Below are 25446 nucleotides of genomic sequence, written 5' to 3'. Positions count from 1 at the left end.
CGCTGCCGGCGAGCACTCGCGGGACTTTTTGGGTACGCTCACGGCACGAAGGACGGCAGGACGGCGGGCAGTGAGCGGCGGCGGTAAACACAGTGCAGGCAGGGACGGCGGGGACAGGAAGGGCGAGTTCGCCTGGTTCCGGAATACGGCCCCTTACATCAATGCCCACCGGGGACGGCGCTTCGTACTGATGCTCGGCGGCGAGATCGCCGATAGCGGTGCGCTCGCGCCGCTCATCCACGACATCGCCCTCCTCGCCAGCCTCGGCGTGCACCTGGTGCTCGTGCACGGCAGCCGACCGCAGATCGACGCGCGCCTCGCCAGTGCCGGGCAACAGTGCGCCTTCCACCGCGGTCTGCGCATCACCGATGCGGCGGCCATGGCCCACGTGCGCGACGCCGCCGGCGCCCAGCGCGTGGAGATCGAGGCCCTGCTCTCCATGGGTCTGCCCAACTCACCCATGCAGGGCGCCAACCTGCGTATCGTCAGCGGCAACTTCGTCACCGGCCGGCCCATCGGCGTCCTCGATGGCGTCGACCACCAGCTGACGGGGCGCGTTCGCGGTATCGACCGGGACGGCATCCTCGCCCAGCTCGACGCCGGCTCCATCGTGCTGCTCTCGCCGCTCGGCTACTCGCCCACCGGCGAGGTGTTCAACCTGGCCCTCGAGGACGTGGCGGTGCAGGCGGCGGTCGCCATCGGCGCGCAGAAACTCGTGCTTTTCGGTAGCGCGGACGGCGTGCGCGATTGCGAAGGGCGGCTCATCCGACAGTGCGCGGTGGACGAGATCGCGGCGCTGGCCCCGCCGGAGCCGGAACAGGCGCGGCTCCTCGAGACCGCCGGGCGCGCCTGCCGCCAGGGGGTGCCGCGCTGCCACGTCATCAGCTACGAGGCGGACGCCGCGCTGCTCGAGGAGCTGTTCACCCACGACGGCTGCGGCACCCTGGTCACCCGGCGTCCCTACGAGCAGTCGCGGCAGGCCCAGATCGACGATGTCGGTGGCATCATCGAGCTCATCGAGCCCCTGGAGGCGGAGGGCATCCTGCTCAAGCGCTCCCGGGAACTGCTGGAAGCGGAGATCGACCGCTTCCGGCTGCTGGAGCGCGACGGGCGCATCATCGCCTGCGCCGCCCTCTACCCCTTCCCCGCAGAACACTGCGGCGAACTCGCCTGCATCGTCTCGCACCCGGATTACCGCGGCGCCCACCGCGGCCAGCGCCTGCTCGAAGAGCTCGAGGCGGAGGCCCGGGCGCAGGGCCTCAGGCGGGTCTTCGTGCTCACCACCCAGACCGCGCACTGGTTCATCGAGCAGGGCTTCGTCGAGGGCAGCCGGGACGAACTCCCGGCGGCGCGGCGGGAACTCTACAACCTGCAGCGCAATTCGAAGGCCTTCTTCAAGGACCTGTGAGCCGGTAGGGCCGCCCGCCGCAGGCCCGTCATAGCGCCGGGCGGGCAGACGGCAGCATGAGCTTCCCGAGGTCGCGCTCGAGTGCGGCGAGTTCGCGTTCGAGGCGCGCCTGCTGCCGCTCACTGCGCAGCGCGAGGACGTCCGTCACCGCACTCAGGACGACGGCGCTGTTGTGGTTGGTGCCCGCGCTATAGCTGTCCGGCACCCACTGCTCCCAGTCGCGTACCGAGGCGCGCAGCCGGTCCTGCCAGCCCGGGTCCCGGGCGAGGATGACCTCAAGCCGCTCCACCCAGGCGGCGCGTACCGCCAGCCAGTCGCCATCGATGCGCTTCAGTTCCTTCACCGCCGCTGCGAGCCGCTGCTCCTGGCCGTCGTCCAGCCGGCCGAGGTAGTCGCCGAGGCTGTCCTCCAGGCGCTCGAGGGCGTCCTCGCGGTATTCTTCATCCGTGCGCGGGAGGTATTCCGCCTCGTACTCGGCCTGGCGCTCCCGGAGTTCGGCGATAAAGGCCTTTACCTGGGCTTCCGACAGGGTCGCCGCGAGGCCGATGAGGGCCTCGAGGGCCTGGTCGCGCAGCCGGTACCAGGCGGCCTCGAAGTCGGCCACCAGGTCAGTGACATCGGGCAGGGCGGGGTCCGTGGCGGTCAGTCGCCCGGCCTCGTCGACCAGGGCGGCGTAGCGCGGCAGCTCCTCGCGCCGGTGCCAGGCCAGCACCGGGTCAAGCAGGGCCTCCAGGCGGTCCTCCTGGTCGCGGTCCAGGGGCACGTAGCCCTCGAGGTACCAGGGAATGAGAAAGTCGAGCCGGTTGTAGAAGAAGACGCGGGCGCTGCAGGCCGCGAGCAGCAGTGCCGCGAGCAGCAGCACCGCGGCGCGGAGCAACCTCAGGGATAATCGAGGCCGTCCGTCGCGAAGAGCATTTCGGGATTGCGGAAACACTTGAATTCCAGGTAGTTGCCCGCCGGATCGCAGACGAAACAGGTGCGCTGCTCGCCACGGCGCCCGGCGAAGCGGGTCTGCGGCGCGATGGCGAAGGCGACACCGTGCGCCTCGAGGCGTGCGAGGAGCGCATCCCAGGCATCCCAGGGGAGCACGAGGCCGAAGTGGGAAGCAGGTACGGACTCGCCGTCCACCGGGTTGGTGGCAACAGCAGGCATGGCCTCGCGCTCGACCAGGTGTACCACGAGCTGGTGACCGCCGAAGTCATAGTCGATCCAGCGCGGGGAGGCGCGCCCGCGGCGGCAACCGAGGATGTCACCGTAGAAGGTGGCGGCGGCATCGAGGTCATCCACCGGCAGGGCAAGATGGAAAACGCCGCTGCCCACCGGGCTATCGCTTGTCGGATCGTTCACGTCATTCCTTGCGTTGTTCATGGCTCTGGTTTGCGGCGCCGCTCCAGCCTGGGCAGTCACCAGGGCAAGCGGTCGAGGTCGACGTTGCCGCCGGATACCACGATGCCGCAGCGGCGCCCGGCAAACCGCTCCCCGTGCTCGAGCACGCCGGCGAAGGGCACGGCGCCCGAGGGTTCGATGACGGTCTTCATGCGCGTCCACTGCAGGCGCATGGCCTCGACGATGGCCTCCTCCGAGACCGTCACGATCGTGTCCACGAAGCGGTGAATGAGCGCGAAATTACGCACGCCCAGGCTGGTACGCAGGCCGTCGGCGATGGTCTGCGGGTCGGTCTGCGGCTGCAGCTCACCGAGACCGAAGGAGCGGAACGCGTCGTCGGCCCCGGCGGGCTCCACCCCGATCACCTCGAGGGAGGGCTTCACTGCCTTCGCCGCCACGGCGATGCCCGCGAGCAGGCCGCCGCCGCCGACCGGGGCGGCGATCAGGTCGAGGTCCGGCACGGCGCGGAGCAGCTCCAGCGCCACCGTGCCCTGGCCGGCGATCACCCGCGCGTCGTCGTAGGGGTGCACCACGTGCGCGCCGTGGGCCTCGACAACCTCCGCCAGGGTCTCCTCGCGGGCGGCGAGCGTCGGCGCGCAGGCGACGATGGTGGCGCCGTAGCCGGCCACCGCGGCGCGCTTCACGGCCGGCGCGTTCTCCGGCATGACGATCCAGGCCGGGATGCCGCGCCCGGCCGCCGCCATGGCGAGGGCTGCGCCGTGGTTGCCGGAGGAGTGGGTCGCCACGCCGCGGGCCGCCACCTCATCAGGCAGGCCGAGCACCGCATTGCTCGCGCCGCGGGCCTTGAAGGCGCCGGCGCGCTGCAGGTGCTCGCCCTTGAAGAACAGCGTGGCGCGTGCGTGCGCATCGAGCAGCCGGCTGCTGAGCACCGGCGTATCGTGCACCACGCCCGCAATGCGGGCGTGCGCGGCCTCGATATCGGCAAGGGTGACGCTGTCGGGCTGCTGGTCGGCGGTCATCGGTCGTGCGTGTGGCGTCGGGCCGGCCATTGTTGCGTGATTGGCGGCCGGTAACAACGCCCCGGGGCTGCCGCGGGCGGCACCGCTTCCTCCCGGAAAGGCCGTGCTAAGCTGCGCCCTTTTGCCCGGGAGTGTCATGGAGACCCTCGAAGCCCTCTCCCTCACCTTCGTCAATGCCGTCTGGAGCACTCCCCTGGTGCTCCTGCTCCTCGGCGGCGGGCTGTTCTTCGCCCTCTATTCCCGGGGGCTGCCCTACCGGCACCTCGGCCACGCGCTGGGCATCATGCTCGGCCGCTACGATCAGCCCGACGAGCAGGGCGAGCTGACCCACGGGCAGGCGCTGGCGGCGGCACTCTCCGGCACCATGGGCCTCGGCAACATTTCCGGCGTGGCCCTGGCCATCTCGGCCGGCGGGCCGGGGGCCGTATTCTGGATGTGGGTCTCGGCGACCGTGGGCATCGCCACCAAGTTCTTCACCTGCAGCCTCGGCGTCATGTACCGGGGCCGCGACGACCTCGGCCGCCTCCAGGGCGGCCCCATGTACATCATCCGGGAGGCGCTTCCCCGGCGCTACTACCCCCTGGCGATTCTCTTCTCCATCGCCGGCCTCGTCGGCACCCTGCCGATCTTCCAGGCCAACCAGCTGACGGCCCTCGTCCGCGAGAACTTCCTTCCCGTCGATGCCGCTCCGGGCTACTTCAACCTCGTCGTCGGCTGCACCATCGCGGCGCTGGTGGCGGCGGTGATCTTCGGCGGCCTGCGCCGGGTGGCGGCGGTGGCCGTGGCGCTGCTGCCGACCATGGTCGTGATCTATCTCGCCATGACCCTGCTGGTGCTGGCGCTTCACGCGCCGGAGGTGCCCGGGCTCCTCGCCAGCATCGTCCGCGAGGCTTTCCAGCCCCAGGCGGTCGGCGGCGGCCTGCTCGGGGTCATCCTCATCGGCATCAGCCGCGGCGCCTTCTCCAACGAGGCAGGGGTCGGCACGGAGGTCATGGCCCACGGCGCGGCGAAGACCAACGAGCCCGTGCGCGAAGGCCTGGTGGCCATGCTCGGGCCGGTGGCGGACACCCTCATCGTCTGCACCTGCACCGCGCTCGTGGTGCTGCTGGCCGGGGACTGGCAGGGCTCGGAGGGGCTCTCCGGCATCACGCTCACCGCCGGGGCCTTCCGCAACGAGCTGGGCATCCCCGGCGCGCTGCTCCTGGGGGTCGTCACGCTGATCCTCAGCACGACCACGATGTTCACCTGCTGGTATTACGGCGCCAAGTGCTTTGGCTTCCTCTTCGGCGCGCACATCCAGCACCACTTCCGCTGGTTCTACGTGCTCGCCGTCGTCTTTGGCGCCGCAGTCAGCATCGACGTGGTGTTCAACATCATCTCCGGATGCTACGGCCTCATGGCCATCCCGACGATGATCGTGTCCCTGCGCCTGGCACCGCGGGTGCGGGCCGCGGCCCGGGAGTACTTCCGCCGCCACCCCTACTGACCGGCAGACGGGCACCGTTCTGCGGGCAGACGGACCTTGAGGCAGATCAAGGAGACGGCGGGTCCACGCCGGCGGGCCGTCCCCCTCACCTATACTGTGGCGAAAGATCCATGCCGCGCTGCGCCGGGCCGCGGATGGGGAGATAACAGATGCCATTGCCTGCAGAGAGCTTCGCGGTCATCGACCGGTGCGGCCTGGACGCGCTGCTCGCCGCTCTGCGTGCTGCCGGCTTCCGGACCGTCGGCCCCACGCCCGGAGACGATGCCATCGTCTGCGCGGACATCGAGACCACCGCCGACCTGCCCGCCGGCTGTGGCGACGAGCAGGCGCCCGGGCACTATCGGCTGCACCGGGGGGAAGGCAAGGGGTTCTTCCGCCACAACCCCGGACCGGACAGCTGGAAAAAGTATTTCTTTCCGCCGCGACGGCGACTCTGGGCCCTGCAGCTCCGCGACGGGGTCTTCGAGCCCGTTGGAGGCGAGGTGGCGACACCGCGCTACGCCCTCATCGGGCCCCGGGCCTGCGACCTCGCGGCGCTGGCGGTCCAGGACCGGGTCTTCCGGTATCCGGGCGCTCGCGACGAACACTATCTCGGGCGCCGCGCGGCCTCCTTCATCGTCGCGGTGAACTGCGGCCAGGCGGCGGCCACCTGTTTCTGCGATGCCATGGGCACCGGCCCCCGCTGTGAGGAGGGCTTCGATCTCGCACTGACCGAGTTTGCCGGCGACGACAGGCACGAGTTCCTGGTCGAGCGCGGTACCCCGGCGGGGGAGGCCATGCTGGCGTCTGTCCCCGCGAGACCCGCCCGGGAGGCTGACCTCGAACGGGCGCGGGCGGCAACGGCGCAGGCCCGGGCGCAGCAGCCGCGCAAACCGGCGGCGGCAACGCTGCCGGGGCTGCTGGCGCGCAACCGCGAGCACCCGCGGTGGGAAGAGATCGCCGATCGCTGCCTGGCCTGCGGCAACTGCACGCTGGCCTGCCCGACCTGCTTCTGCAGCGATATCGAGGATACCGCTGACCTCACCGGCGCGGTGGCGGAGCGCTGGCAGCAGTGGGGGTCCTGCTTCAACGCCAGCTTCTCCTACACGCACGGGGGCAGCATGCGCGGCTCCACCGCTGCCCGCTACCGCCAGTGGCTCACGCACAAGCTGTCCGCCTGGGTGGAGCAGTTCGGCAGCTCCGGTTGCGTGGGCTGCGGGCGCTGCATTACCTGGTGCCCCGTCGGCATCGACCTCACGGAGGAAGTCGCCGTCATCGCCGCCCGGGACGGGGAACGGAGCAGCGGCGCGCCCGGCGCAACGGGGGGCAGGGTGTGAAGGACCTCCAGGCCCTCTTGCGCGATCACCCGTTTTTCGCCGGTATGACCGACGCGGATCTCGCCACGCTCGCCGGCTGTGCCTGGAACGAGCAGTTCGAGCCGGGGCAGCACGTATTCCGCGAGGGAGGCGAGGCCAACCGGTTCTACCTCATCCGCCACGGCCGCGTGGCCCTGCTCACTCACGGCGGCAACCGCGGCTGGCTCACCCTGGAGACCCTGCAGGACGGTGACGTCCTCGGCTGGTCCTGGCTGATACCGCCCTATCGCTGGCAGTTCGACGCCCGGGCGCGCACCACCACACGGGTCACGGCCTTTGACGGCAGCTGCCTGCGCGCTACCTGCGAGCGCGACAGCCGCCTGGGCTACGACCTGGTCAAGCGCTTCGCCGGCGAGCTCGCCCGGCGCTCCGCCGCCGCGCGGCTGCAGCTGCTCGACGTTTACGGGGGTGACCGTGACCGGGGCTGAGCCGATGCTGCCGCGCCCTTTCCGCGTCGCCGGGTGCTCCCGTGAGACCGGCGACGTGGTGACGCTGGACCTCGCACCGGCCGACGGCGGTCCACCACTGCCCTGCGAAGCAGGCCGCTTCAACATGCTCTACGCCTTCGCGGTCGGCGAGGCCCCCATTTCCATGAGCGGCACCGGGGCGGCGCTCGACGGCGGGGGTCACGGCGCCCTGCATACGGTCCGCGACGTCGGCGCCGTCACCCACGCCCTCTGCGAGCTGCGCACCGGCGACACCGTCGGCGTCCGCGGCCCCTTCGGCCGGCCCTGGCCGCTGGCAGCGGCGCGCGGCGGCGACGTACTCATCGCCGCCGGCGGTATCGGCCTCGCGCCGGTGAGAGCCCTGGTGCTGGACATACTGCGCGAGCGCGATGCCTTCGGCCGGGTCAGCGTGCTCTACGGCGCCCGCGAGCCCGCGGCCATGGTGTTTCGCGACGACCTCGCGGCCTGGGCGCGGCGCGATGACCTGGAACTGCAGGTGACCGTGGATCACGCGGACGCCGGCTGGCGGGGCAACGTCGGCGTCGTGCCCCGGCTTCTCTCGCGGATCAGCGTCGACCCGGAACACACGACCGCCTTCGTCTGCGGCCCGGAGGTGATGATGCGCTTCACCCTGCAGCAGCTCGTGGCACTCGGCGTTCACCCGGAGCGGGCGTTCCTCTCCCTCGAGCGCAACATGGTCTGCGCCATCGGTCTCTGCGGGCACTGCCAGCTGGGCCCCGACTTCGTCTGCCGGGACGGTCCCGTTTTCACCTACGCGCGCGTCGCCGGGGCGCTCGCGGTGCCGGAACTGTGATGGCCGGGGCGCGGGGCAAGCTGGGCGTGTGGAAGTTCGCTTCCTGCGACGGGTGCCAGCTCACGCTTCTCGACTGCGAAGCTGCGCTGCTCACGCTCGCCGGGGAGCTGGAGATCGCCTACTTCAAGGAAGCCAGCCGCCGCGATGACCCCGGGCCCTTCGACCTCGGCCTCGTCGAGGGCTCGATCACTACCGACCACGACCGGGAGCGGATCCGCGAGGTGCGCGAGCGCTGCCGCTACCTCGTGGTCATCGGTGCCTGCGCGACGGCCGGCGGCATCCAGGCGCTGCGCAATTTCCGCGACAGCGACGCGTTGCGCGCCGGCGTGTATGCCTCACCGGCCTATATCGACTCCCTGGCCACCTCCACCGCCATTGCCGAGCACGTGCCGGTGGACTTCGAACTGCGCGGCTGCCCCATCGACCGGAACCAGCTGCTTGAGGTCATCGGCGCCTTCCTGAGCGGCCGCAGGCCCAACATCGGCCGCGACACGGTGTGTATCGAGTGCAAGCGCCGCGGTTACGTCTGCGTCACCGTCGCCCGCGGCGAGCCGTGCCTCGGCCCGATCACCCAGGAGGGCTGCGGCGCCCTCTGCCCCGGCTGCCACCGGGGCTGCTACGGCTGCTTCGGGCCCCGGGACGGCGCCAACACCCGGGCCCTCACCGGGCTCTGGCGGGACCAGGGCATGGCAAAGGACCGCATCGTGCGCTACCTGCGCACCTTCAATGCCAATGCCCCGGCCTTCCGTGAGGAGAGCGAGCGCCATGAGTGACCGCGACGACGGCAGAGGCGGCAGGACCCGCACCATCGCGGTGGACTACCTCGCGCGGGTGGAGGGCGAGGGCGCCCTGGACGTGCGCCTCGCGGACGGGCGGGTCGAGGAGCTGAAACTGCGCATCTTCGAGCCCCCGCGCTATTTCGAGGGCCTGCTTCGGGGCCGCCAGTTCAGCGAGGCCCCGGATATCACCGCGCGCATCTGCGGTATCTGCCCGGTGGCCTACCAGATGAGTGCCTGCCACGCCATGGAGCGTGCCTGCGGGGTCAGCGTCGACGGCCCCCTGCGCGAGTTACGCCGCCTGCTCTACTGCGGCGAGTGGATCCAGAGCCACGCCCTGCACGTGTACATGCTGCACGCCCCGGATTTTCTCGGCGCCGACGACGCGGTAGCGATTGCCCGGCAACAGCCCGACATCGTGCGCCGGGGGCTCGCGCTGCGCGGCGTCGGCAATGACCTGATCGCCTGCCTCGGCGGCCGCTCGGTGGCCCCGGTCAATGTGCGGGTCGGCGGTTTCTACCGGCTGCCGTCGACCGCGGAGCTCGCGGCACTGGTCGACCCGCTGCAGCGGGCACGCGACGCGGCGGTGGCCACGGTGCGCTGGGTCGCCGGCTTCGACTTCCCCGCGCTCGAGCACGACTACGAGTTCGTCGCCCTCGCCGGCGCCGAACGCTACCCCATGAACGAGGGGCGGCTGCGGTCGAGCCGGGGCCTCGACATCGAGCAGGGGGATTTCGAGGCGCACTTCGAGGAGCTGCAGGTGCCACACTCCACCGCGCTCCATGCCCGCCGGATCGGCGGTGGCAGCTACTTCACGGGGCCCATGGCGCGCTACGCACTCAATGCGCCGCTGCTGTCGCCGCTCGTGCAGGAGCTGGCACGCGAGGCAGGGCTGGGCGAGGTCTGCCGCAACCCCTACCAGAGCATCATCGTTCGCGCCCTGGAGATCGTCGAAGCCTGCGAGGAAGCCCTGCGCCTCATCGACGGCTACGAGCCGCCCGCGGCCGCGGCGGTCCCGGTGGTGCCCCGGGCGGGCGTCGGCTGCGCCATCACCGAGGCACCCCGGGGCATCCTCTATCACCGCTACGAGGTCGCTGCGGACGGCAGCATCCTCGCGGCGCGGATCGTGCCGCCGACCTCGCAGAACCAGGCCACCATCGAGGCCGACCTGCGCCGGGTCCTCGAGGCCAACGCCGGGCTGTCGGACGCGGAACTCGGCTGGCGCTGCGAGCAGACGATCCGCAACTACGACCCCTGCATTTCCTGCGCCACCCACTTCCTGAAGCTTGAGGTCCGGCGGACGTGAGCGCGGCGCTGGCACCGCCGGGCGCGGCGAAGGTCCTGGTGCTGGGCCTCGGCACCCCCGAGTGCGGCGCCGACGCGGCCGGCCGGGTGGCTGCCGAGCGGCTGGCCGGCAAAGCACCCACCGGTGTCGCTGTGCGGGAGGTGCGCGGGGATGCGCTGGAACTGATGGATGCCTGGCGCGACGCCGGCGCCGTGATCCTGATCGACGCGGTGCTTACCGGCGCTGTCCCCGGCACCGTGGCGCGCTTCGACGCCAGCGCGGAACCGCTGCCCGCGATCCGCCGCAAGGCGTCGAGCCACGACCTCGGCCTCGCCGAGGCCCTGGAACTCGCGCGGGCCCTGGGCTCCCTGCCGCCCCGGGTTGTCGTGCTCGCTATCGAAGGCGACGACTTCACCCCCGGCGCACCGCTCTCGGCCGCGGTGCGCCGCGGTATCGAGCTGGCCGTCGAACGCGCCGGCAGCGAGGCCCGCGACCTCGCCGGCGAGGAGGAAAGAGACCATGCATGACCGGGCGCTCATGGACGACCTGATGCGCAAGATCGAGGAGGTGGCGCGCAGCGAGGGGGCGCTGCGGGTCAAGCGCCTGAGCGTGAGCCTCGGTGCCCTTTCGCACATGACGCCGGAGCATTTCGCCGAGCACTTCGACGCCGCGAGCGGCGGCACGGTCGCGGAAGGCGCTGCCGTGGAGTGCCACTGCGAGACGAACGCCGCCGCGCCCGACGCCCAGGGCATCCGCCTGCGCGCGATCGAACTGGAGTATCCGCGATGACAGCCGCCCTGGCACCCGCCCCGGCCCGGGAACGGATCACCGTGACGGGCGTCGTACAGGGCGTCGGCTTCCGCCCCTTCGTCTTCCGCGTGGCGACCATGCTGGGCCTGCGCGGCTGGGTCCGCAACAGCCCCGGCGGCGCGGAAATCCTCGCCGTCGGCGATCCGCCGGCAATCGGCGCCCTGGTCGAGGCCCTGCGCCGGGACGCGCCGCCGCCGGCGGTCGTCGAGACCATCCGCCGGGAGGCGGCACCGGGGGAAGCGGTACCGCCGGCTTTCCGCCTCGCCGCGAGCGAGCAGGCCGGCGAACTCGCACCGGGCGTTCCCCCGGACCTCGCCCTCTGTGACGCCTGCACCCGCGAGCTGCGCGACCCCGCGGACCGTCGCTACCGCTACCCGTTCACGACCTGTGCCCACTGCGGGCCGCGCTACTCCATTATCACCGCGCTGCCCTTCGACCGGGCGCGGACCACCATGGCCGCCTTCCCGCTCTGCCCGCGCTGCCGGGCGGAGTTCGAGGACCCGGGAAACCGCCGCTTTCACGCCCAGGCGATAGCCTGCCCGGACTGCGGCCCGTCGCTGGTGCTGTCCGGCGCGGATGGCCGGGTCCGGGCCCGCGGCGACGGCGCCCTGGCCGCGGCCTGCGCGTGCCTGCACCGGGGCGGGATCGTCGCGCTCAAGGGACTCGGCGGCTACCAGCTTCTCGCCGCCGCCGGCAGCGACGACGCCATCGCCGCCCTGCGCGCCCGCAAGGCGCGGCCGCGCAAGCCCTTCGCCCTGATGCTGCCGTCGCTGGACGCCGCCCGCTCCCTGTGCGCGGTTGAGGAGCGGGAGGCGGCGGCGCTGGCGTCCCCGGAAGCGCCCATTGTCCTGCTTCGAAGCCGCGGTGAGCCTGCGCCGGGGGCGCCGGCGGTGAGCGCCGGCGTCGCGCCGGACAACCCCTACCGGGGGGTCATGCTGCCCTGCACGCCGCTGCACCATCTGCTCCTCGACGACTTCGGCGACGCCGTCGTCGCCACCAGCGGCAACCGCCCTGGCGAACCCCTCTGCCACCGCGAGGCGGACGCGCTGCAACGGCTGGCGGCGATCGCGGACTGCTTCCTGTCCCACGACCGGCCCATCGCCCGCGCCCTGGACGACTCCGTGGTGCAGTTCGCGGCCGGGGATCTGCAGCTGCTGCGCCGGGCGCGCGGCTACGTACCCCGCCCCCTCAGCCTGCCGCTTGCCGCGCGGCGGGAGCTGCTCGCCGTCGGCGCGCAGCACCGCAACACGGTCGCTTTCGCCCGCGGGCGCCGGGCCTTCCTCAGCCAGCACCTGGGCGACCTCGACAGCGTTGCGGCGCTCGCGGCCCACCGCGCCGCCGCGGAGGACCTCGCGCAGCTCCTGGGCCTGCAGCCGGAGCGGGTCATCCACGACACGCACCCGGATTATGCCTCGACGCGTGCGGCACGGGGCCGGGGCCTGCCCACCGCTGCGGTCCCGCACCACACCGCTCATGTCTTTGCCGCCCTGGCAGAGCACGGGATCGGCCCCAAGGAAACGGTGTTCGCCGCGGCCTGGGACGGAACCGGGCTCGGCGACGACGGCACGCTGTGGGGGGGCGAGCTGTTCCGCGTCGGCGCCGGCCATGTCCGGCGCACCGGCTGCCTGCGCCCCTTCCGCCTGCCCGGGGGGGAGGGCGCGATCCGCTTTCCCTACCGCACGGCCCTGGCCGTGCTGCGGGTTCTCGACGACGCGGGCGAGGGCCTGCCTGGACTCGCCGCCTGCCCCGCTGGCGAGCGACGCCTGCTCGCGCGGCTGCTGGAGACGGGCCTGCGCTCGCCGCAAACGACCAGCGCCGGACGCCTGTTCGATGCCGCCGCCTCCCTGCTCGGGCTGTGCCAGGCCGTGTCCTTCGACGGCGAGGCCGCGCAACAGTTGCAGTTCGCCGCCGAAGATGCCCGCGACCGGGGCGAGCCCGTGCCGGCCGCGGCGGTCAAGCTCCGCCCCGGCTCTCCGGCCATCCTCGACTGGGCACCGGCGCTCGCGTCGATTCTCGCCGCGTACCGGGCCGGCGCGAGCGCCGGAGCCTGTGCGCTCGCCTTCCACCGCGCGCTCGGGGAGGGTCTTGCAGCGGGTTTCGGCAACGCCGCCGACAGCGGTGTCGACACGGTCCTGCTGACCGGAGGCTGCTTCCAGAACCGGCTGCTAGCCGAGGCGGCTGCGGCGGCACTCGAGGCGCGCGGCTACCGGGTCCTGCTCGCGCGACGGGTGCCGGCCAACGACGGCGGTATCGCCCTCGGGCAGCTCTGGGCGGCAGTGCACGCCGAGCACGCGGCCACCGGCGGGGGAGACACAGCATGTGCCTAGCCGTCCCCGGTCGCGTCGAGGCGATCCTGTCCGAGGAGCCGCTGGCACGGCTCGGCACGGTCAGCTTCGGCGGGGTGCGGCGCGAGGTGAACCTGTCTTTCACGCCCGAGGCGGCCGTGGGCAGCTACGTACTCACCCACGTCGGTTTCGCCATCGCCTGCATCGACGAGGCGGAAGCGAAGCGGGTGCTCGAGGACCTCGCGGCAGCCACCGCCGGGGGCCTGCGGTGAAATACGTCGACGAGTACCGGGACGCCGGCCTGGCGCAGGACCTTGCCGCCCGGCTCGCGGCCACGATCACAAGGCCCTGGACCATCATGGAAATCTGCGGCGGCCAGACCCATGCCATCGCCCGCTTCGGCCTTGACCAGCTGCTGCCCCCGGATCTTACCCTCGTCCACGGCCCGGGCTGCCCGGTCTGCGTCACCCCCGTCGCGCTCATCGACGCGGCCATCGATATCGCCAACCGCCCGGAGACCACGCTCTGCGCCTACGGCGACATGCTGCGCGTCCCGGGGTCGGAGACGGATCTGCTGCGGCTGCGCGCCGCCGGCCGGGACGTGCGCATCGTCTATTCTCCCATGGATGCCCTGGCCATCGCCGAACGGGAGCCGGAGCGGCGGGTCGTGCACTTCGCCGTGGGCTTCGAGACCACGGCCCCGGCGCACGCCATGGCCGCCTGGCAGGCGCGGCAGCGGGGCATCGGGAACTTTTCACTGCTCGTCGCGCAGGTGCTGGTACCACCGGCCATGGCGGCCATCCTGGCGGCGCCGGGAAAGCGCGTCGACGGCTTCCTCGCGGCGGGGCACGTGTGCGCCGTCACCGGCTGGAGCGACTACCGGCGCCTCGCCGCGCGCTACCAGGTGCCCGTCGTGGTCACGGGCTTCGAGCCTGTGGACATCCTGCACGGCCTCGCCCTGTGCCTGGCGCAGCTGGAGGCGGGCAGCGCGCAGGTGGAGAATCCCTACGGCCGCGCGGTGCGCGAGCACGGGCAGCCGGCGGCCCGCGCGCTGGTCGAGGAGGTGTTCGAAGTCGTCCCGCGGCACTGGCGCGGCCTGGGCGCCCTGCCGGCCAGCGGTCTGGCGCTGCGGGAGGCCTATGCGGACCAGGATGCGCTGCGCGTGTTCGGGCTAACGCCCGGGGAAACGGCCGCCGAGAACGGCGATTGCATCGCGGGGGAGGTGCTGCGCGGCGTATCCACGCCCCGGGAATGTCCGGCTTTCGGCGCGCGCTGTACCCCGGAACATCCCCTGGGGGCTCCCATGGTTTCCTCGGAGGGTGCCTGTGCGGCCTACTACCGCTACCGCCGCGAGCGTGCAACGGAGGCAACGCCATGACCGCCGGTGGCGCGGACGGCGGGCTGGTCTGCCCGGCGCCCCGGGCGACGGACGTCGTCCAGCTCGCGCACGGAGGCGGCGGCCGCCTCATGCACGAGCTGCTGCGGACCGTCTTCCTGCCCGCCTTCGGGGACCCCCTGGAAACGGGCGGTCACGACAGCGCGGTGTTCACGCCGGACAGCGCGCAACTGGCGTTCACCACCGACGGCTACGTGGTCCAGCCGCTGGAGTTTCCCGGCGGCGACATCGGTTCCCTGGCGGTACACGGCACCGTCAACGACCTGCTCATGGCCGGGGCGCGGCCGCGACACCTGAGCGCCTCCTTCATCCTCGAGGCGGGGCTGCCCCTGGCCACCCTTCGCCGCATCGTCGCCTCCATGCGCGATGCCGCCGCGGCCAGTGGCGTCAGCATCGTCACCGGGGACACCAAGGTCGTCGAGGCGGGCCACGGCGATGGCATCTACCTGGCGACCAGCGGCGTCGGCGCGCTGCTGCCGGGGGTGGCCATCGGGCCTCGCGCCATCCGGCCCGGTGACCGGATCATCCTGAGCGGCGATATCGGCCGCCACGGCATGGCGGTCATGGCGGCGCGGGAAGACCTTGCCTTGGCCACGGCCATCGAGTCGGACAGCGCGCCGCTTACCGGTGCCGTGCTGCCGCTGCTCGAGGCCGGCGTCACCGTGAGCTGCCTCCGCGACCTGACCCGGGGCGGGCTCGCTTCGGCGCTGGTGGAACTCGCGGGCAGCGCGGGCGCCACCCTGGCCATCGACGAGTCACGGGTGCCCGTGCGCGAGGACGTGCGCGCCCTCTGCGAACTGCTCGGCCTCGACCCGCTGCACGTTGCCAACGAGGGGCGCTTCATCGCTCTCGTGCCGGAGCGGGAGGCCGGGCGGGCCCTCAACCTGCTGCGGCAATCGGCGGTCGCAGCCGATGCCCGGGACATCGGCGAGGTGCGGCCGGGCGCGGGCGAGGTGCGGGCGAGAACCGCGGTGGGCACGGAACGGCCGCTGGACATGCTGACCGGCGAGCAGCTACCGCGCATCTGCTGATCGGGCGGGGTGAAGAACCGGAGCCGGAACAGGAACAGGAACAGGAAGGGGAGGTGTGCGATGGGCAAGGATGAGAAGAACGGGCGCCCGGTGCGCTGGCTGTCGGAGCTGGGCATCGATGACATTCCCCTGGTCGGGGGCAAGAACGCATCCCTGGGTGAGATGATATCCCGGCTGGGGCCACACGGCGTCACCGTGCCCGAGGGCTTTGCGACCACCGCCGGAGCCTACCGCGCCTTCGTCGCCGCGAACGACCTCGAAGAACGCATCGGCGAGCAGCTGGCACGCTACCGGGAGGACCCGGAGCGGCTGCACGAGGTCGGTGGCACGATCCGCGCGCTGCTCGCCGGCGCCGCGCTCCCGGACGGGCTGGAGCAGGCCCTGCGCGCGGCCTACGCCGAGCTCGCCGACCGCTCCGGCGAGGTGGAGCCCGCGGTGGCGGTGCGTTCCAGTGCGACCGCGGAGGACCTGCCGGACGCGAGCTTCGCCGGCCAGCAGGAGACCTTCCTCAACGTGCGCGGCGGCGACGCACTGGTAGAAGCCTGCCGCCGCTGTTTCGCGTCCCTGTTCACCGACCGCGCCATCAGCTACCGCGAGGAGAAGGGCTTCGACCACCTGGCCGTCGCCCTGTCCGTGGGGGTGCAGCGCATGGTGCGCTCGGACTGCGGCGCCTCCGGGGTCATGTTCACCATCGATACGGAGACCGGCTTCCCGGACGCCATCGTCATCAACGCCGCCTGGGGGCTCGGCGAGACCGTCGTCGGCGGCGAGGTCGACCCCGATGAATACACGGTATTCAAGCCGCTCTTGGCCGACGGATCACTGCGGCCGATTCTCGGCCGGCGCACCGGCGACAAGGCGCTCAAGGCCATCTACGGAGACGGCGCCGAGACCGTCCGCCGGGTCGAGACCGACGCCAGCGAGCGCTTCCAGCGGGTCCTCTGCGACGACGATATCCTCGAACTCGCGCGCCAGGCCGTGGTGATCGAGCAGCACTACGGCAGGCCCATGGACATCGAGTGGGCCCGCGACGGCATCTCCGGTGAGCTCTACATCGTGCAGGCGCGGCCCGAGACGGTCCAGGCGGCGCGCCAGGCCGGCGTGCTGACCACCCACCGGCTCACGGAGCGCTCCCGGGAGCTGGCCCGGGGGCTCGCCATCGGCGACCGTATCGCCAGCGGGCGCGTGCGCCTGCTCCGCGACCCCGGCGAGGGCACGGACTTCCGCCGTGGCGACGTGCTCGTCGCCGCGGTCACGGACCCCGACTGGGGCCCGATCATGGAACGGGCGGCCGCCGTGATCACGGACCACGGCGGGCGCACGGCCCACGCCGCCATCGTCAGCCGAGAGATCGGTATCCCCGCCGTGGTTGGCACGGGCGATGCCACAGCGGTACTCCGGGACGGCGACGAGGTGACCGTCTCCTGCGCCGAGGGTGCGGAAGGCATCGTCTACGAGGGCACCCTGGCCCACGACTCGGAGGTCGTGGAACTCGCCGATCTGCCCGAGACCCGCACCCGGATCATGCTCAACATTGCCAGCCCGGCCGGGGCCTTCCGCTGGCACGCCCTGCCCTGTCACGGGGTCGGCCTGGCGCGCATGGAGTTCATCGTCGCCAGCATCATCAAGGTGCACCCCATGGCCCTGGTGCGCTTCGACGAACTGGAGGACGCGGCAGTGAAAGCGCAGATCGAGGCGCTGACGCGCGGCTTCGAGGACAAGACGGAGTATTTCATCGACGGGCTTGCCTCGGGCATCGCGCAGATCGCCGCCGCCCAGTACCCGGAGCCGGTGATCATCCGCATGAGCGACTTCAAGACCAACGAGTACGCCAGCCTGGTCGGCGGCGAGGGCTTCGAGCCGGCGGAGGAAAACCCCATGATCGGCGTTCGCGGTGCCTCGCGCTATTACCGTGACCTCTACCGCGAGGGGTTCCAGCTCGAGTGCCGCGCCGTGCGGCGGGTACGGGAAACCATGGGCCTGGATAACGTGATCGTCATGATTCCCTTCTGCCGCACGACGGCGGAAGCGGACAAGGTGCTGGCCGTCATGGCCGAGGCGGGCCTGGAGCGCGGGAAGCGGGGACTCAAGGTCTATGTCATGGCGGAGATTCCCGCCAATGTCATTCTCGCAGAGGCCTTCGCCGAGCGCTTCGACGGCTTCAGCATCGGCAGCAACGACCTGACCCAGCTGACCCTGGGTATCGACCGCGATTCCGCGGAACTCTCGGACCTCTTTGACGAGCGCAACCCGGCAATCACTGCGATGATCCGCTCGCTCATCGAGCGGGCGCACCGGGCCGGCCGGCCCGTGGGGCTGTGCGGCCAGGCGCCGAGCGACCACCCGGAATTCGCCGCCTTCCTGGTCGAGGCCGGCATCGATTCCATCTCCCTGAACCCGGACAGCGTGGTCCGCGTGACCCGGATCGTCAGCGAGGCGGAAAACGCGAGGGAGGACCCCGGCGCGGCGCCGGACCCGGCCGCCGGGGCCGTTCCGGCCCCGGCGTAGGCCGCTCAGGCAGCGGCTTCGGCGCCCGCCGCGGCAGTGCGGTTAAGGGCCCCGAGAATGCCGTTCATGGACGCCTGCACGATGTCGTGGCTGCGGCCGACGCCGCAGACCCGCTCGCCGTCGACGTTCAGCTGGATATAGCACACCGCCTCCGCGTCCGCGCTCTGTGACAGGGCGTGCTCGTTGTACTCGACCAGCACGATCGGCTTGCCGGTGAAGCGCTCCATCGCGTCGACGAAGGCCGCGACCACGCCGTTGCCGGTGCCGGTGATCTGGTGGGCCTGCCGGCCCTCGTTGAGGACGATGGTCAGCTGGTCGACGTGGTCGGCACGGCTCAGCTGGTAGTCCCCGAGCGTCCAGCGGCCCTCCGGCGCGAGGTAGGTACGCTGGAAGAGATCGTGGATCGCATCGGACTGCACCTCGGATTCCTGGTCCTCCGCATAGGCCTGCACGGTCGCGCTGAAGTCGATCTGCAACCAGCGCGGCAGCTCGTAGCCGTGGTCCCGCTCGAGCACGTAGGCCACGCCGCCCTTGCCGGACTGGCTGTTGATGCGGATGACCTCCTGGTAGGAGCGGCCGATGTCCGCCGGGTCGATGGGCAGGTAGGCCACCTCCCAGGGCTCGGCATCGTCGCGCCGGGCCAGGCACTTCTTGATCGCGTCCTGGTGGCTGCCGGAGAACGCCGTGAACACCAGCTCTCCCGCGTAAGGATGGCGCGGGTGCACCGGCAGCTGTGTGCAGGCCTTCACGGTCTCGATGATCTCGTCCATGTGGCCGAGGGACAGCTCCGGGTCGACGCCCTGGCTGTACAGGTTCATGGCCATGGTGACGATGTCCATGTTGCCGGTGCGCTCGCCGTTGCCCATGAGCGTGCCCTCGACCCGGTCGGCGCCGGCGAGGACGCCGAGCTCGGCGGCGGCCACGGCGCAGCCGCGGTCGTTGTGGGTGTGCAGGGAGACGATGAGGCTGTCGCGGCGCTGCACGTGGCGGCAGAACCACTCGATCTGGTCGGCGTAGATGTTCGGCGTGCTCATCTCCACCGTGGCCGGCAGATTGACGATGGCCGGGCGCTCGGGCGTCGGCTGCCAGACGTCCATGACCGCGTCGCAGACCTCGACCGCAAAGTCGATCTCCGTGCCGGTGAAGCTCTCCGGGGAGTACTCGAAGACCCACTCGGTCTCCGGGTACTTCGCCGCCTCGTCGCGCACCAGCTCGGCGCCGCGCACGGCAATCCCGGTGATGCCCTCGCGCTCCAGGCCGAAGACCTTCTCCCGCTGCACCGTGGAGGTGGAGTTGTAGACGTGAACGATGGCCCGGTGCACGCCCTTGAGGGCGGCGAAGGTCTTCTCGATCAGGTCCGGCCGCGCCTGGGTGAGGACCTGGATGGTGACATCCTCCGGGATGCGGCCGTTGTCGATGAGGTCGCGCACGAAGTCGTAGTCGTGCTTCGAGGCGGAGGGAAAACCGACCTCGATCTCCTTGAAGCCGATTTTCACGAGCTGGTCCCAGAGCTGCGACTTCTGCGCCGTGGTCATGGGTTCGATCAGGGCCTGGTTACCGTCGCGCAGGTCGACACTGCACCAGCGCGGCGCGGCGGTCAGGCGCCGGTCCGGCCACTGCCGGTCGGGCAGGGCGACGGGCTCGAAGGCGCGGTACTTGCTATGGTCAAAACCGCGATGGTCGGCGTTATCGAGACGGCTCATGGGTCGTCAGCTCCCCCGGGACAGTCCCGGATCATTGCGTTGCTGCCAGGAAAATCAGGCGGCCCTGGTGCCGGCGAGGTCCGGTCCCTGCGCCCTCGTGAGGCGCCGGTCCGCCCGCCGCGGGGATCACCGCGTGCGCGCTGCCTGCCGCCAGCACCGCTGGCCGAGGGCACATTATAAGAGCTGCAGCGTAGTGATTTTCTGCAAATTTATCCTTTGGTGCGCTCAATATGGAGATTATTCACTAATATTCGGTTATTTTGTAGTCACCAAAGCCACCTTAAAGAAAAACGGGAGTGATCATGGCCCGCCTCGACCGCACGGACCGGCGCATCCTGGACCTCATCCAGCGCAACGGCCGCATCAGCAATCTCGAACTCGCCGAGAGCGTGGGCCTGTCGCCGACTCCCTGCGCGCGGCGCCTGAAGCGCCTCGAGGAGAGCGGCCTCATCCGGGACACGGTCACGCTGCTGGACCAGGACGCCCTCGGCCTGAAGCTCACCGCCTACATCGGCATCACCATGGACCGGCACACGCCGGACCGCTTCGCCGCCTTCGAGGCCGAGGTGACCAGCTACCCGGAGGTGCTCGAGTGCTCGGTGGTGACCGGGCAGGCCGCCGACTACCTGCTCAAGGCCGTGCTGCCGGACATGCAACACTACGAGCAGTTCCTGCTCGGCCGCCTGACCCGCATTCCCGGGGTCACCGGCGTGCACTCCAGCTTCGAGCTGCGGCGCGTGATCCAGCGCACGGTGCTGCCGCTGGACTATGTCGACGGAAGCTAGCCGCGCCAACGCGCGCTCCCGGCGCGGAAAAAGGCCGCTGCCGGCGCTTTTCGTGTACCCTAGCGCGCCATGCCTTCATCCCCGGCCCACGACTCGCCGCGGCTCCTCGCGCTGCTCGCGGCCCTGGCCGCCCTCGGCCCGCTCTCCGTCGACATGTACCTGCCGGCGATGCCGGGGATGCTGCGCGCCTTCGATACCGATATCGCGCATATGCACTTCACGGTGAGCGCCTATCTCTGGGGCTTCGCCTTCTTCCACCTCGTCTGCGGCCCGCTGGCCGACCGCTTCGGCCGCCGGCCTGTCCTCCTCGGGGGCACCCTGCTGTTCATCGCGGCCTCCCTCGGCTGCGCGCAGTCCGGCGGGGTGCTGGAGCTCGCGGCCTACCGCTTCGTGCAGGGCATCGGCGCCTGCGTAGGCCCCACCCTGGCACGCACCATCGCCCGGGATGTGTACGGTCCGACCCGGGCCGCCCGCGCCCTGTCGCTCATCGCCATGCTCATGGCCCTCGCCCCGGCCGTGGCGCCCGGGCTGGGCGGCATCATGCTCCGTTTCGTGCCCTGGCCGAGCGTGTTCCTGTTCCTGGCCAGCTACGCCGTGGCCATCTTCCTGCTGGTGGGGCGCTATCTCCCGGAGACGCTGCCGCAGCGGCAGAGCCTGCACCCGATCGCCATCGCGCGAAACTACGCCGAACTGGTGCTCCACCCTTTCTTCCTGGCCGTGAGCGTCTGCGGCGCCCTCGTCTACGCTGGGCTGCTCGCCTACCTGGCCTCCTCGGGCTTCGTCTTCATCGACATGCTCGGGGTACCCCTGCCCTGGTTCGGGCTGATCTTTCTCACCTCGGTCATCGGCTACATGGCGGGGAGCGCCCTGTCCGCCCGCCTGGCCAGTCACCACCGCTCCGGGCAGGTCATGCTGGCCGGCTGCGCCACGGCCGTCGCCAGCAGCGCGGGCATGCTGGGCGGGCACCTGCTGCTGCCCGGGAGTGTGCTCGCGCTCGTGCTGCCCATGACCTTCTACGCCCTGTCCCTCGGGCTGGTGATGCCCCATGCCATGGCCATCGCCCTGCGCCCCTTCGCCCACATGGCCGGCACGGCCTCTTCCCTCATGGGTTTCGTGCAGATGGGCCTGGCGGCACTGGTCACCGCACTGGTTGGCCAGCTCCTGGCCGATTCGCCGCGGCCCCTCGTGCTGGGCATGCTCGTCGTTGCAGCCTGTGCCCTGCTGCTGGCCCTGTGGGTCCAGGGGCGCGAGGAGCCCGCGGGAGCCCTGGCCGCGGGCGATTGATATGCCATACTTTTTTGCCATCCTGTAACGCGAGGTATCCATGAAGATCGGAATCATCAGCGGCAGCCACCGGGCCGACTCCCAGAGCGCGAAGATCGCCGGCTGGATCGAGCGGTCCCTCAGTGACCGCGGCCTGTGCGACGAGACCTGGCTCTATTCCCTCGCCGGCAATCCCCTGCCGTTCTGGGACGAAGGCGTTTTCGAGGGCACCGAGGCCTGGGAGGAGATCATGGGGCCGCTGCGGGACGCCCTGAACAGCTGCGATGCTTTCGTGGTGGTGTCACCGGAGTGGCACGGCATGGTCCCGTCGGGCCTGAAAAATTTCTTCCTGCTCTGGCCCGGCAGCGGCGAGCTGGCGCACAAGCCGGCACTGCTGGTATCCGTTTCGGCCTCCGGGAACGGTGCCTACCCGATCGCGGAGCTGCGCATGAGCAGCTACAAGAACAGCCGCATCTGCTACCTGCCGGAGCACCTTATCGTGCGCAGGGCGGCGCAGTGCTTCAACGCCGACCCGGCGGAGAACGACCCGGAGCACCACGAGTACCTCGCCGGCCGCATGGGCTACTGCCTGGAAATGCTGCGCGAATACGGGCTGGCGTTCCAGCAGATCCGCGCCAGCGGCAAGGTGTCGCTGGAGCACTACCCGAACGGGATGTAGGCGGGGTTTCTCAGGTGGCCCGGGTCAGGAGCCCGGGTTACGAAGCGCCGCGCTAAGAAGCGCCGCGCTAAGCAGCCCGGGGCGGCGAACGCCGCCCCGGCAGGCCTTTATCAGGCGCCGGCGGCCGTTTCGGCGGGTGCCGCCGCGGCCTTCGCCGCGCGCTCCTTGTCGATGAGAAACTCGGCAATCTCGAGCATGCCGGCCTGGCTGCCGGCTTTGCGCGTGGTGATACGGTACTTGCCGGCCACCATGACTTCCGGCGTGCCGGTGATCCGCGCCGCCCGCGCCCGGGCATCCGCCTGACGCGCCAGGCTGCTGACGCCGAAGGAGTTGAAGGCCTTGAGGAAACCGGCCTCGGCCACGCCCGCGTCCTCGAACACCTCGGCGATGTCGCCGGCGGAGGTCAGCCGCTGGCGATCGACGTGGATCGCCTGGAACAGCGCCAGGTGCATGAGCTCCGTCACGTCGAGCACTTCCGCCGCGTAATAGGCCTTGGCGAGCAGTTCCATGGGCTTGTTCCAGATCACCGGCGACGGCACCACGACCACGTCCTCGCCCAGCGTCTCCTTCCACTTGCTGACCAGCGGCTCGAAGTTGTAGCAGTGGCCACAGCTGTAGGAGAAGAACTCCGTGACCTCGATCTTGTCCGGGTGCCGGCTCGCCACTGCCGGCGTGATCACATCGTAGTGCTCGCCTTCGACGTACTCCTCGGCCCGGGCACCAGCCGCCAGCGCGGTGGCGAGGACGAGAGCAGCAGCCAGGAATGCGGCAAGGGTGTGCTTCAGTGTCAGCATGGGTGTCTCCGTGTGCATCATCGCTAGTCAGCCATCACCAGTCAGACCCCGGCGGGCGCCGCAGGTTCACACTGGCACTGCCGGGCAAATTCACAAAATCGACCCCGCGAGCGGGCGGCTACGGGCGCCCTTCGGGGGAAACGGCGATCCCGCAAACGAAAAGGGTAGCGTGAACCACCCCTTGCGTGACGCCCTGCCTTACTGCAGGCCGGCGATGTAGCTGGCGACGGCCCTGATCTCGAGATCGGACAGGCCGAAGGCATTGCTGCGCATCACCTTGGCGTCGCCGTCGGTGTAGCGCCCTTCCCCCGGCTGCTCGTAGCCGGTCTGGTAAGCCTTGAGCTGCGCCTCGACGTACTCGGCATGCTGGCCCGCAAGGCCGGGGAAACCGGCCGGGTCGTTGCCCTCGGCGCGCGGGCCGTGGCACGCCGTGCAGGCGGCGACATTGCGCTCGGCCACGCCGGCGCGGTACACCTTCTCACCCAGGTCGACCAGGTCCGGGTCGGCCTGGCCGCCGCTGCGCTCGAGGCTGTCGTAGTACGCAGCGAGGTCCGCCAGTTCCTGGTCGCTCTTGTTGTCGACCTGGCCGGCCATCTGGGCGACGACACGCACGCCGTCCCGGATAGCGACCATCTGCTCGTACAGGTAGCGCTCCCCGAGCCCGGCCAGTTTCGGGAAGGACGGCACCATGCTGTTTCCATCCTGCCCATGGCAGGCGGCACAGGTCGCGGCCTGCGCCTCACCGGAGGCGACATCGCCCTCGGGCATGGTGTTGGCAGCGTAAGCGAACTGGACGGCACTTGCGGCCAGGCCGCAAGCCAGCAGCAGTTTTTTCATAGCTAATCTCGGCGCAGGAACGCGCGGCGGCTTATTCCGCCGGCGAACTCATGAAGGTGATCAGTTCCTTGTACTCTTCGTCGGTGCAGTCGAAACACATGCCCTTCGGCGGCATGGCGTTCAGGCCGTTCTTGACGGAAGAGACAAGGGTATCCATGCCCTTGGCCATGCGCGGCTCCCAGGCCGCCACGTCATGCGTCTTCGGCGCGCCGGCGACACCCGCGGCGTGGCACACGGCACAGGCCTTGTTGTACTTGTCCATCGGCGGCTCGGCCATGGCAACAGTGGAGCCCGTGGCAACGAGTGCGGCAATCAGCAGTTTCTTCATGGGAAACACCTCAGTGTCAGGTAGGGCAGTGTCGCGATTCCCGTTTCCGGGGGGCGAAAAGCGGTGGCATTATATACGACTTGCCCACGGCGACAAACCGGTGCCCCCGATGGCTCTTCCAGCCCCCGACTACCGTCGCGCCGCCTTTCTCACGAGCGCGGCACGCTTCAAACAGTGCCCGCCCGACGAAGGCTGGGAGGTCGCCTTCGCGGGCCGCTCGAACGCGGGCAAGTCGAGCGCCATCAACAGCCTCACGGGGCAGGCGAGCCTCGCCCGCACGTCGAAGACCCCCGGGCGCACGCAGCTGATCAACTTCTTCGCGCTCTCGGACTCCCAGCGCCTCGTCGATCTCCCGGGCTACGGCTTCGCCAAGGTGCCGCAGGCGGTGAAGGCCAAGTGGATGCGCGAGCTCGAGCGCTATCTCCAGGCCCGCCAGTCGCTCCGCGGCCTGATCCTGCTTATGGATATCCGCCACCCGTTCCGCGATTTCGACCGGCAGATGCTGGAGTGGGGCACGGTCGCCGGCATGCCGGTGCACGTCCTCCTCACCAAGGCCGACAAGCTGGGGCGCGGCGCCGCCAAGAGCGCCCTCCTCGCCGCCCGCAAGGAAGCGAGCACTTACCCGGACGACATGGTCTCGGTCCAGCTTTTCTCCGCCCTCAAGCACCAGGGCCGCGAAGAACTCACCGCCGTCATCGACGCCTGGCTCACGGACGAGAGTGTCCTGGAGCCTGAGGAACCTGATCCGGAGTTTTGAGCCCAGGCAGGAGCCCTGCGGTACAGAATTCAAGGCGGGACCCTTCGATGGCGGCGCCAGCGCCGGTGAAACCCCCTCCGGGACACGCTACAAGCACATCCATGTGCGCTCGGCGCGGGCCATCCATGGCCCGCGACGGTCCCGGAGGGGGTTTCACCGCCACTGACGCCTGCCGTGGTGCCATTGGAGATGCGCAGTCGCCACGCCAGTCTTCCTTGAAGGGTTGGAGAATTTTCGGCGGAGGGGCCCTCGCCTGATTCAGGCGACGGGGGTTGCGACACCCTGTCCCGGGGCGTCAGCGGACATGGATGTCCGCTGTCGAGCTGCCATGGAT

25 protein-coding genes are annotated in these 25446 nt (G+C 70.7%); 18 read left to right on the top strand and 7 right to left on the bottom strand.

Translation table 11 applies throughout. The annotated features are described in order from the left end of the window. Nucleotides 1-70: 70 nt before the first annotated feature. Nucleotides 71-1408 (top strand): amino-acid N-acetyltransferase, encoded by a 1338-nt coding sequence (gene argA, locus ACX93N_RS14195; protein WP_459429096.1) that lies wholly within the window; start codon nt 71-73, stop codon nt 1406-1408. Between the two features lie 28 nt (nt 1409-1436). Here the strand turns inward: argA and ACX93N_RS14190 are convergent, their stop codons facing one another. From ACX93N_RS14190 to ACX93N_RS14180, 3 genes are read right to left on the bottom strand one after another with little or no spacing between them, the layout of a single operon-like run. After that, nucleotides 1437-2285: a DUF6279 family lipoprotein gene (locus ACX93N_RS14190; protein ID WP_459429095.1), complete on the bottom strand. Its 849-nt coding sequence runs from the start codon at nt 2283-2285 to the stop codon at nt 1437-1439. Nucleotides 2286-2287: 2 nt separating this feature from the next. Next, on the bottom strand, nt 2288-2755 hold the full coding sequence (locus ACX93N_RS14185; protein ID WP_459429094.1) for a VOC family protein: 468 nt from the start codon (nt 2753-2755) through the stop codon (nt 2288-2290). A gap of 56 nt (nt 2756-2811) precedes the next feature. Beyond that, complete coding sequence (locus ACX93N_RS14180; RefSeq protein ID WP_459429093.1) at nt 2812-3774, bottom strand: pyridoxal-phosphate dependent enzyme; 963 nt, start codon at nt 3772-3774, stop codon at nt 2812-2814. Between the two features lie 136 nt (nt 3775-3910). Here ACX93N_RS14180 and ACX93N_RS14175 point away from each other — a divergent pair, with 136 nt between their 5' ends. The 13 genes from ACX93N_RS14175 (at nt 3911) to ppsA (ending at nt 17966) form a co-directional block, all read left to right on the top strand. Then, entirely contained in the window at nt 3911-5260 is a 1350-nt protein-coding gene (locus ACX93N_RS14175; RefSeq protein ID WP_459429092.1) for an alanine/glycine:cation symporter family protein, read from the top strand. Between the two features lie 149 nt (nt 5261-5409). Then, a complete protein-coding gene (locus tag ACX93N_RS14170; RefSeq protein ID WP_459429091.1) occupies nt 5410-6576 on the top strand; it encodes a 4Fe-4S dicluster domain-containing protein in 1167 nt (388 codons plus the stop codon). Further along, complete coding sequence (locus ACX93N_RS14165; RefSeq protein ID WP_459429090.1) at nt 6573-7043, top strand: cyclic nucleotide-binding domain-containing protein; 471 nt, start codon at nt 6573-6575, stop codon at nt 7041-7043. The genes ACX93N_RS14170 and ACX93N_RS14165 overlap by 4 nt, the downstream gene beginning before the upstream one ends. Then, nucleotides 7030-7875 (top strand): FAD/NAD(P)-binding protein, encoded by an 846-nt coding sequence (locus ACX93N_RS14160; protein ID WP_459429089.1) that lies wholly within the window; start codon nt 7030-7032, stop codon nt 7873-7875. Before ACX93N_RS14165 ends, ACX93N_RS14160 begins: the two co-directional genes overlap by 14 nt. Continuing rightward, complete coding sequence (locus tag ACX93N_RS14155) at nt 7875-8648, top strand: NADH-quinone oxidoreductase subunit B family protein (protein ID WP_459429088.1); 774 nt, start codon at nt 7875-7877, stop codon at nt 8646-8648. Before ACX93N_RS14160 ends, ACX93N_RS14155 begins: the two co-directional genes overlap by 1 nt. Further along, nucleotides 8641-9957, top strand: coding sequence for a Ni/Fe hydrogenase subunit alpha (locus tag ACX93N_RS14150; RefSeq protein ID WP_459429087.1), 1317 nt, complete (start codon nt 8641-8643; stop codon nt 9955-9957). The genes ACX93N_RS14155 and ACX93N_RS14150 overlap by 8 nt, the downstream gene beginning before the upstream one ends. Beyond that, nucleotides 9954-10463 (top strand): hydrogenase maturation protease, encoded by a 510-nt coding sequence (locus ACX93N_RS14145; RefSeq protein WP_459429086.1) that lies wholly within the window; start codon nt 9954-9956, stop codon nt 10461-10463. Before ACX93N_RS14150 ends, ACX93N_RS14145 begins: the two co-directional genes overlap by 4 nt. Continuing rightward, the gene (locus ACX93N_RS14140) at nt 10456-10725 is read left to right on the top strand and encodes a hydrogenase/urease maturation nickel metallochaperone HypA (RefSeq protein ID WP_459429085.1); all 270 of its coding nucleotides are present in this window, start codon (nt 10456-10458) and stop codon (nt 10723-10725) included. The genes ACX93N_RS14145 and ACX93N_RS14140 overlap by 8 nt, the downstream gene beginning before the upstream one ends. Further along, on the top strand, nt 10722-13073 hold the full coding sequence (gene hypF, locus ACX93N_RS14135; protein WP_459429084.1) for a carbamoyltransferase HypF: 2352 nt from the start codon (nt 10722-10724) through the stop codon (nt 13071-13073). Before ACX93N_RS14140 ends, hypF begins: the two co-directional genes overlap by 4 nt. After that, nucleotides 13064-13303, top strand: coding sequence for a HypC/HybG/HupF family hydrogenase formation chaperone (locus tag ACX93N_RS14130; protein WP_459429083.1), 240 nt, complete (start codon nt 13064-13066; stop codon nt 13301-13303). Before hypF ends, ACX93N_RS14130 begins: the two co-directional genes overlap by 10 nt. Continuing rightward, complete coding sequence (gene hypD, locus ACX93N_RS14125) at nt 13300-14409, top strand: hydrogenase formation protein HypD (RefSeq protein ID WP_459429082.1); 1110 nt, start codon at nt 13300-13302, stop codon at nt 14407-14409. Before ACX93N_RS14130 ends, hypD begins: the two co-directional genes overlap by 4 nt. Continuing rightward, nucleotides 14406-15458 (top strand): hydrogenase expression/formation protein HypE, encoded by a 1053-nt coding sequence (gene hypE / locus ACX93N_RS14120; protein ID WP_459429081.1) that lies wholly within the window; start codon nt 14406-14408, stop codon nt 15456-15458. The genes hypD and hypE overlap by 4 nt, the downstream gene beginning before the upstream one ends. Before the next feature lie 60 nt (nt 15459-15518). Further along, entirely contained in the window at nt 15519-17966 is a 2448-nt protein-coding gene (ppsA, locus tag ACX93N_RS14115; RefSeq protein ID WP_459429080.1) for a phosphoenolpyruvate synthase, read from the top strand. Between the two features lie 5 nt (nt 17967-17971). On the opposite strand, the gene leuA is transcribed toward ppsA, so the two are convergent. After that, nucleotides 17972-19669 carry a 2-isopropylmalate synthase gene (gene leuA / locus ACX93N_RS14110; protein WP_459429079.1) on the bottom strand — a complete coding sequence of 566 codons (1698 nt, stop codon included), beginning with the start codon at nt 19667-19669 and terminating at the stop codon, nt 17972-17974. A 302-nt stretch (nt 19670-19971) separates the two neighbouring features. On the opposite strand from leuA, the gene ACX93N_RS14105 reads away from it, so the two are divergent. The 3 genes from ACX93N_RS14105 (at nt 19972) to ACX93N_RS14095 (ending at nt 22396) form a co-directional block, all read left to right on the top strand. After that, the gene (locus tag ACX93N_RS14105) at nt 19972-20454 is read left to right on the top strand and encodes an Lrp/AsnC family transcriptional regulator (RefSeq protein WP_459429078.1); all 483 of its coding nucleotides are present in this window, start codon (nt 19972-19974) and stop codon (nt 20452-20454) included. 69 nt (nt 20455-20523) lie between these two features. After that, the gene (locus ACX93N_RS14100) at nt 20524-21738 is read left to right on the top strand and encodes a multidrug effflux MFS transporter (RefSeq protein WP_459429077.1); all 1215 of its coding nucleotides are present in this window, start codon (nt 20524-20526) and stop codon (nt 21736-21738) included. Nucleotides 21739-21778: 40 nt separating this feature from the next. Further along, a complete protein-coding gene (locus tag ACX93N_RS14095; RefSeq protein WP_459429076.1) occupies nt 21779-22396 on the top strand; it encodes an NADPH-dependent FMN reductase in 618 nt (205 codons plus the stop codon). A 110-nt stretch (nt 22397-22506) separates the two neighbouring features. Here ACX93N_RS14095 and ACX93N_RS14090 read toward each other — a convergent pair whose 3' ends face one another. From ACX93N_RS14090 to ACX93N_RS14080, 3 genes are all read right to left on the bottom strand, one after another. Further along, a complete protein-coding gene (locus tag ACX93N_RS14090) occupies nt 22507-23190 on the bottom strand; it encodes a thiol:disulfide interchange protein DsbA/DsbL (protein ID WP_459429075.1) in 684 nt (227 codons plus the stop codon). 198 nt (nt 23191-23388) lie between these two features. Then, nucleotides 23389-24027 carry a c-type cytochrome gene (locus ACX93N_RS14085; RefSeq protein ID WP_459429074.1) on the bottom strand — a complete coding sequence of 213 codons (639 nt, stop codon included), beginning with the start codon at nt 24025-24027 and terminating at the stop codon, nt 23389-23391. 31 nt (nt 24028-24058) lie between these two features. After that, nucleotides 24059-24355: a c-type cytochrome gene (locus ACX93N_RS14080; protein WP_459429073.1), complete on the bottom strand. Its 297-nt coding sequence runs from the start codon at nt 24353-24355 to the stop codon at nt 24059-24061. A gap of 109 nt (nt 24356-24464) precedes the next feature. Between ACX93N_RS14080 and yihA the strand changes: the two genes are divergently transcribed. Further along, entirely contained in the window at nt 24465-25112 is a 648-nt protein-coding gene (gene yihA / locus ACX93N_RS14075; RefSeq protein ID WP_459429072.1) for a ribosome biogenesis GTP-binding protein YihA/YsxC, read from the top strand. The last annotated feature ends 334 nt before the right edge of the window (nt 25113-25446 follow it).

It is taken from the genome of Pseudohaliea sp., assembly GCF_054552115.1.
Note: the sequence above shows the minus strand (reverse complement) of the source record. Positions and strands in the feature narration are given on the sequence as shown.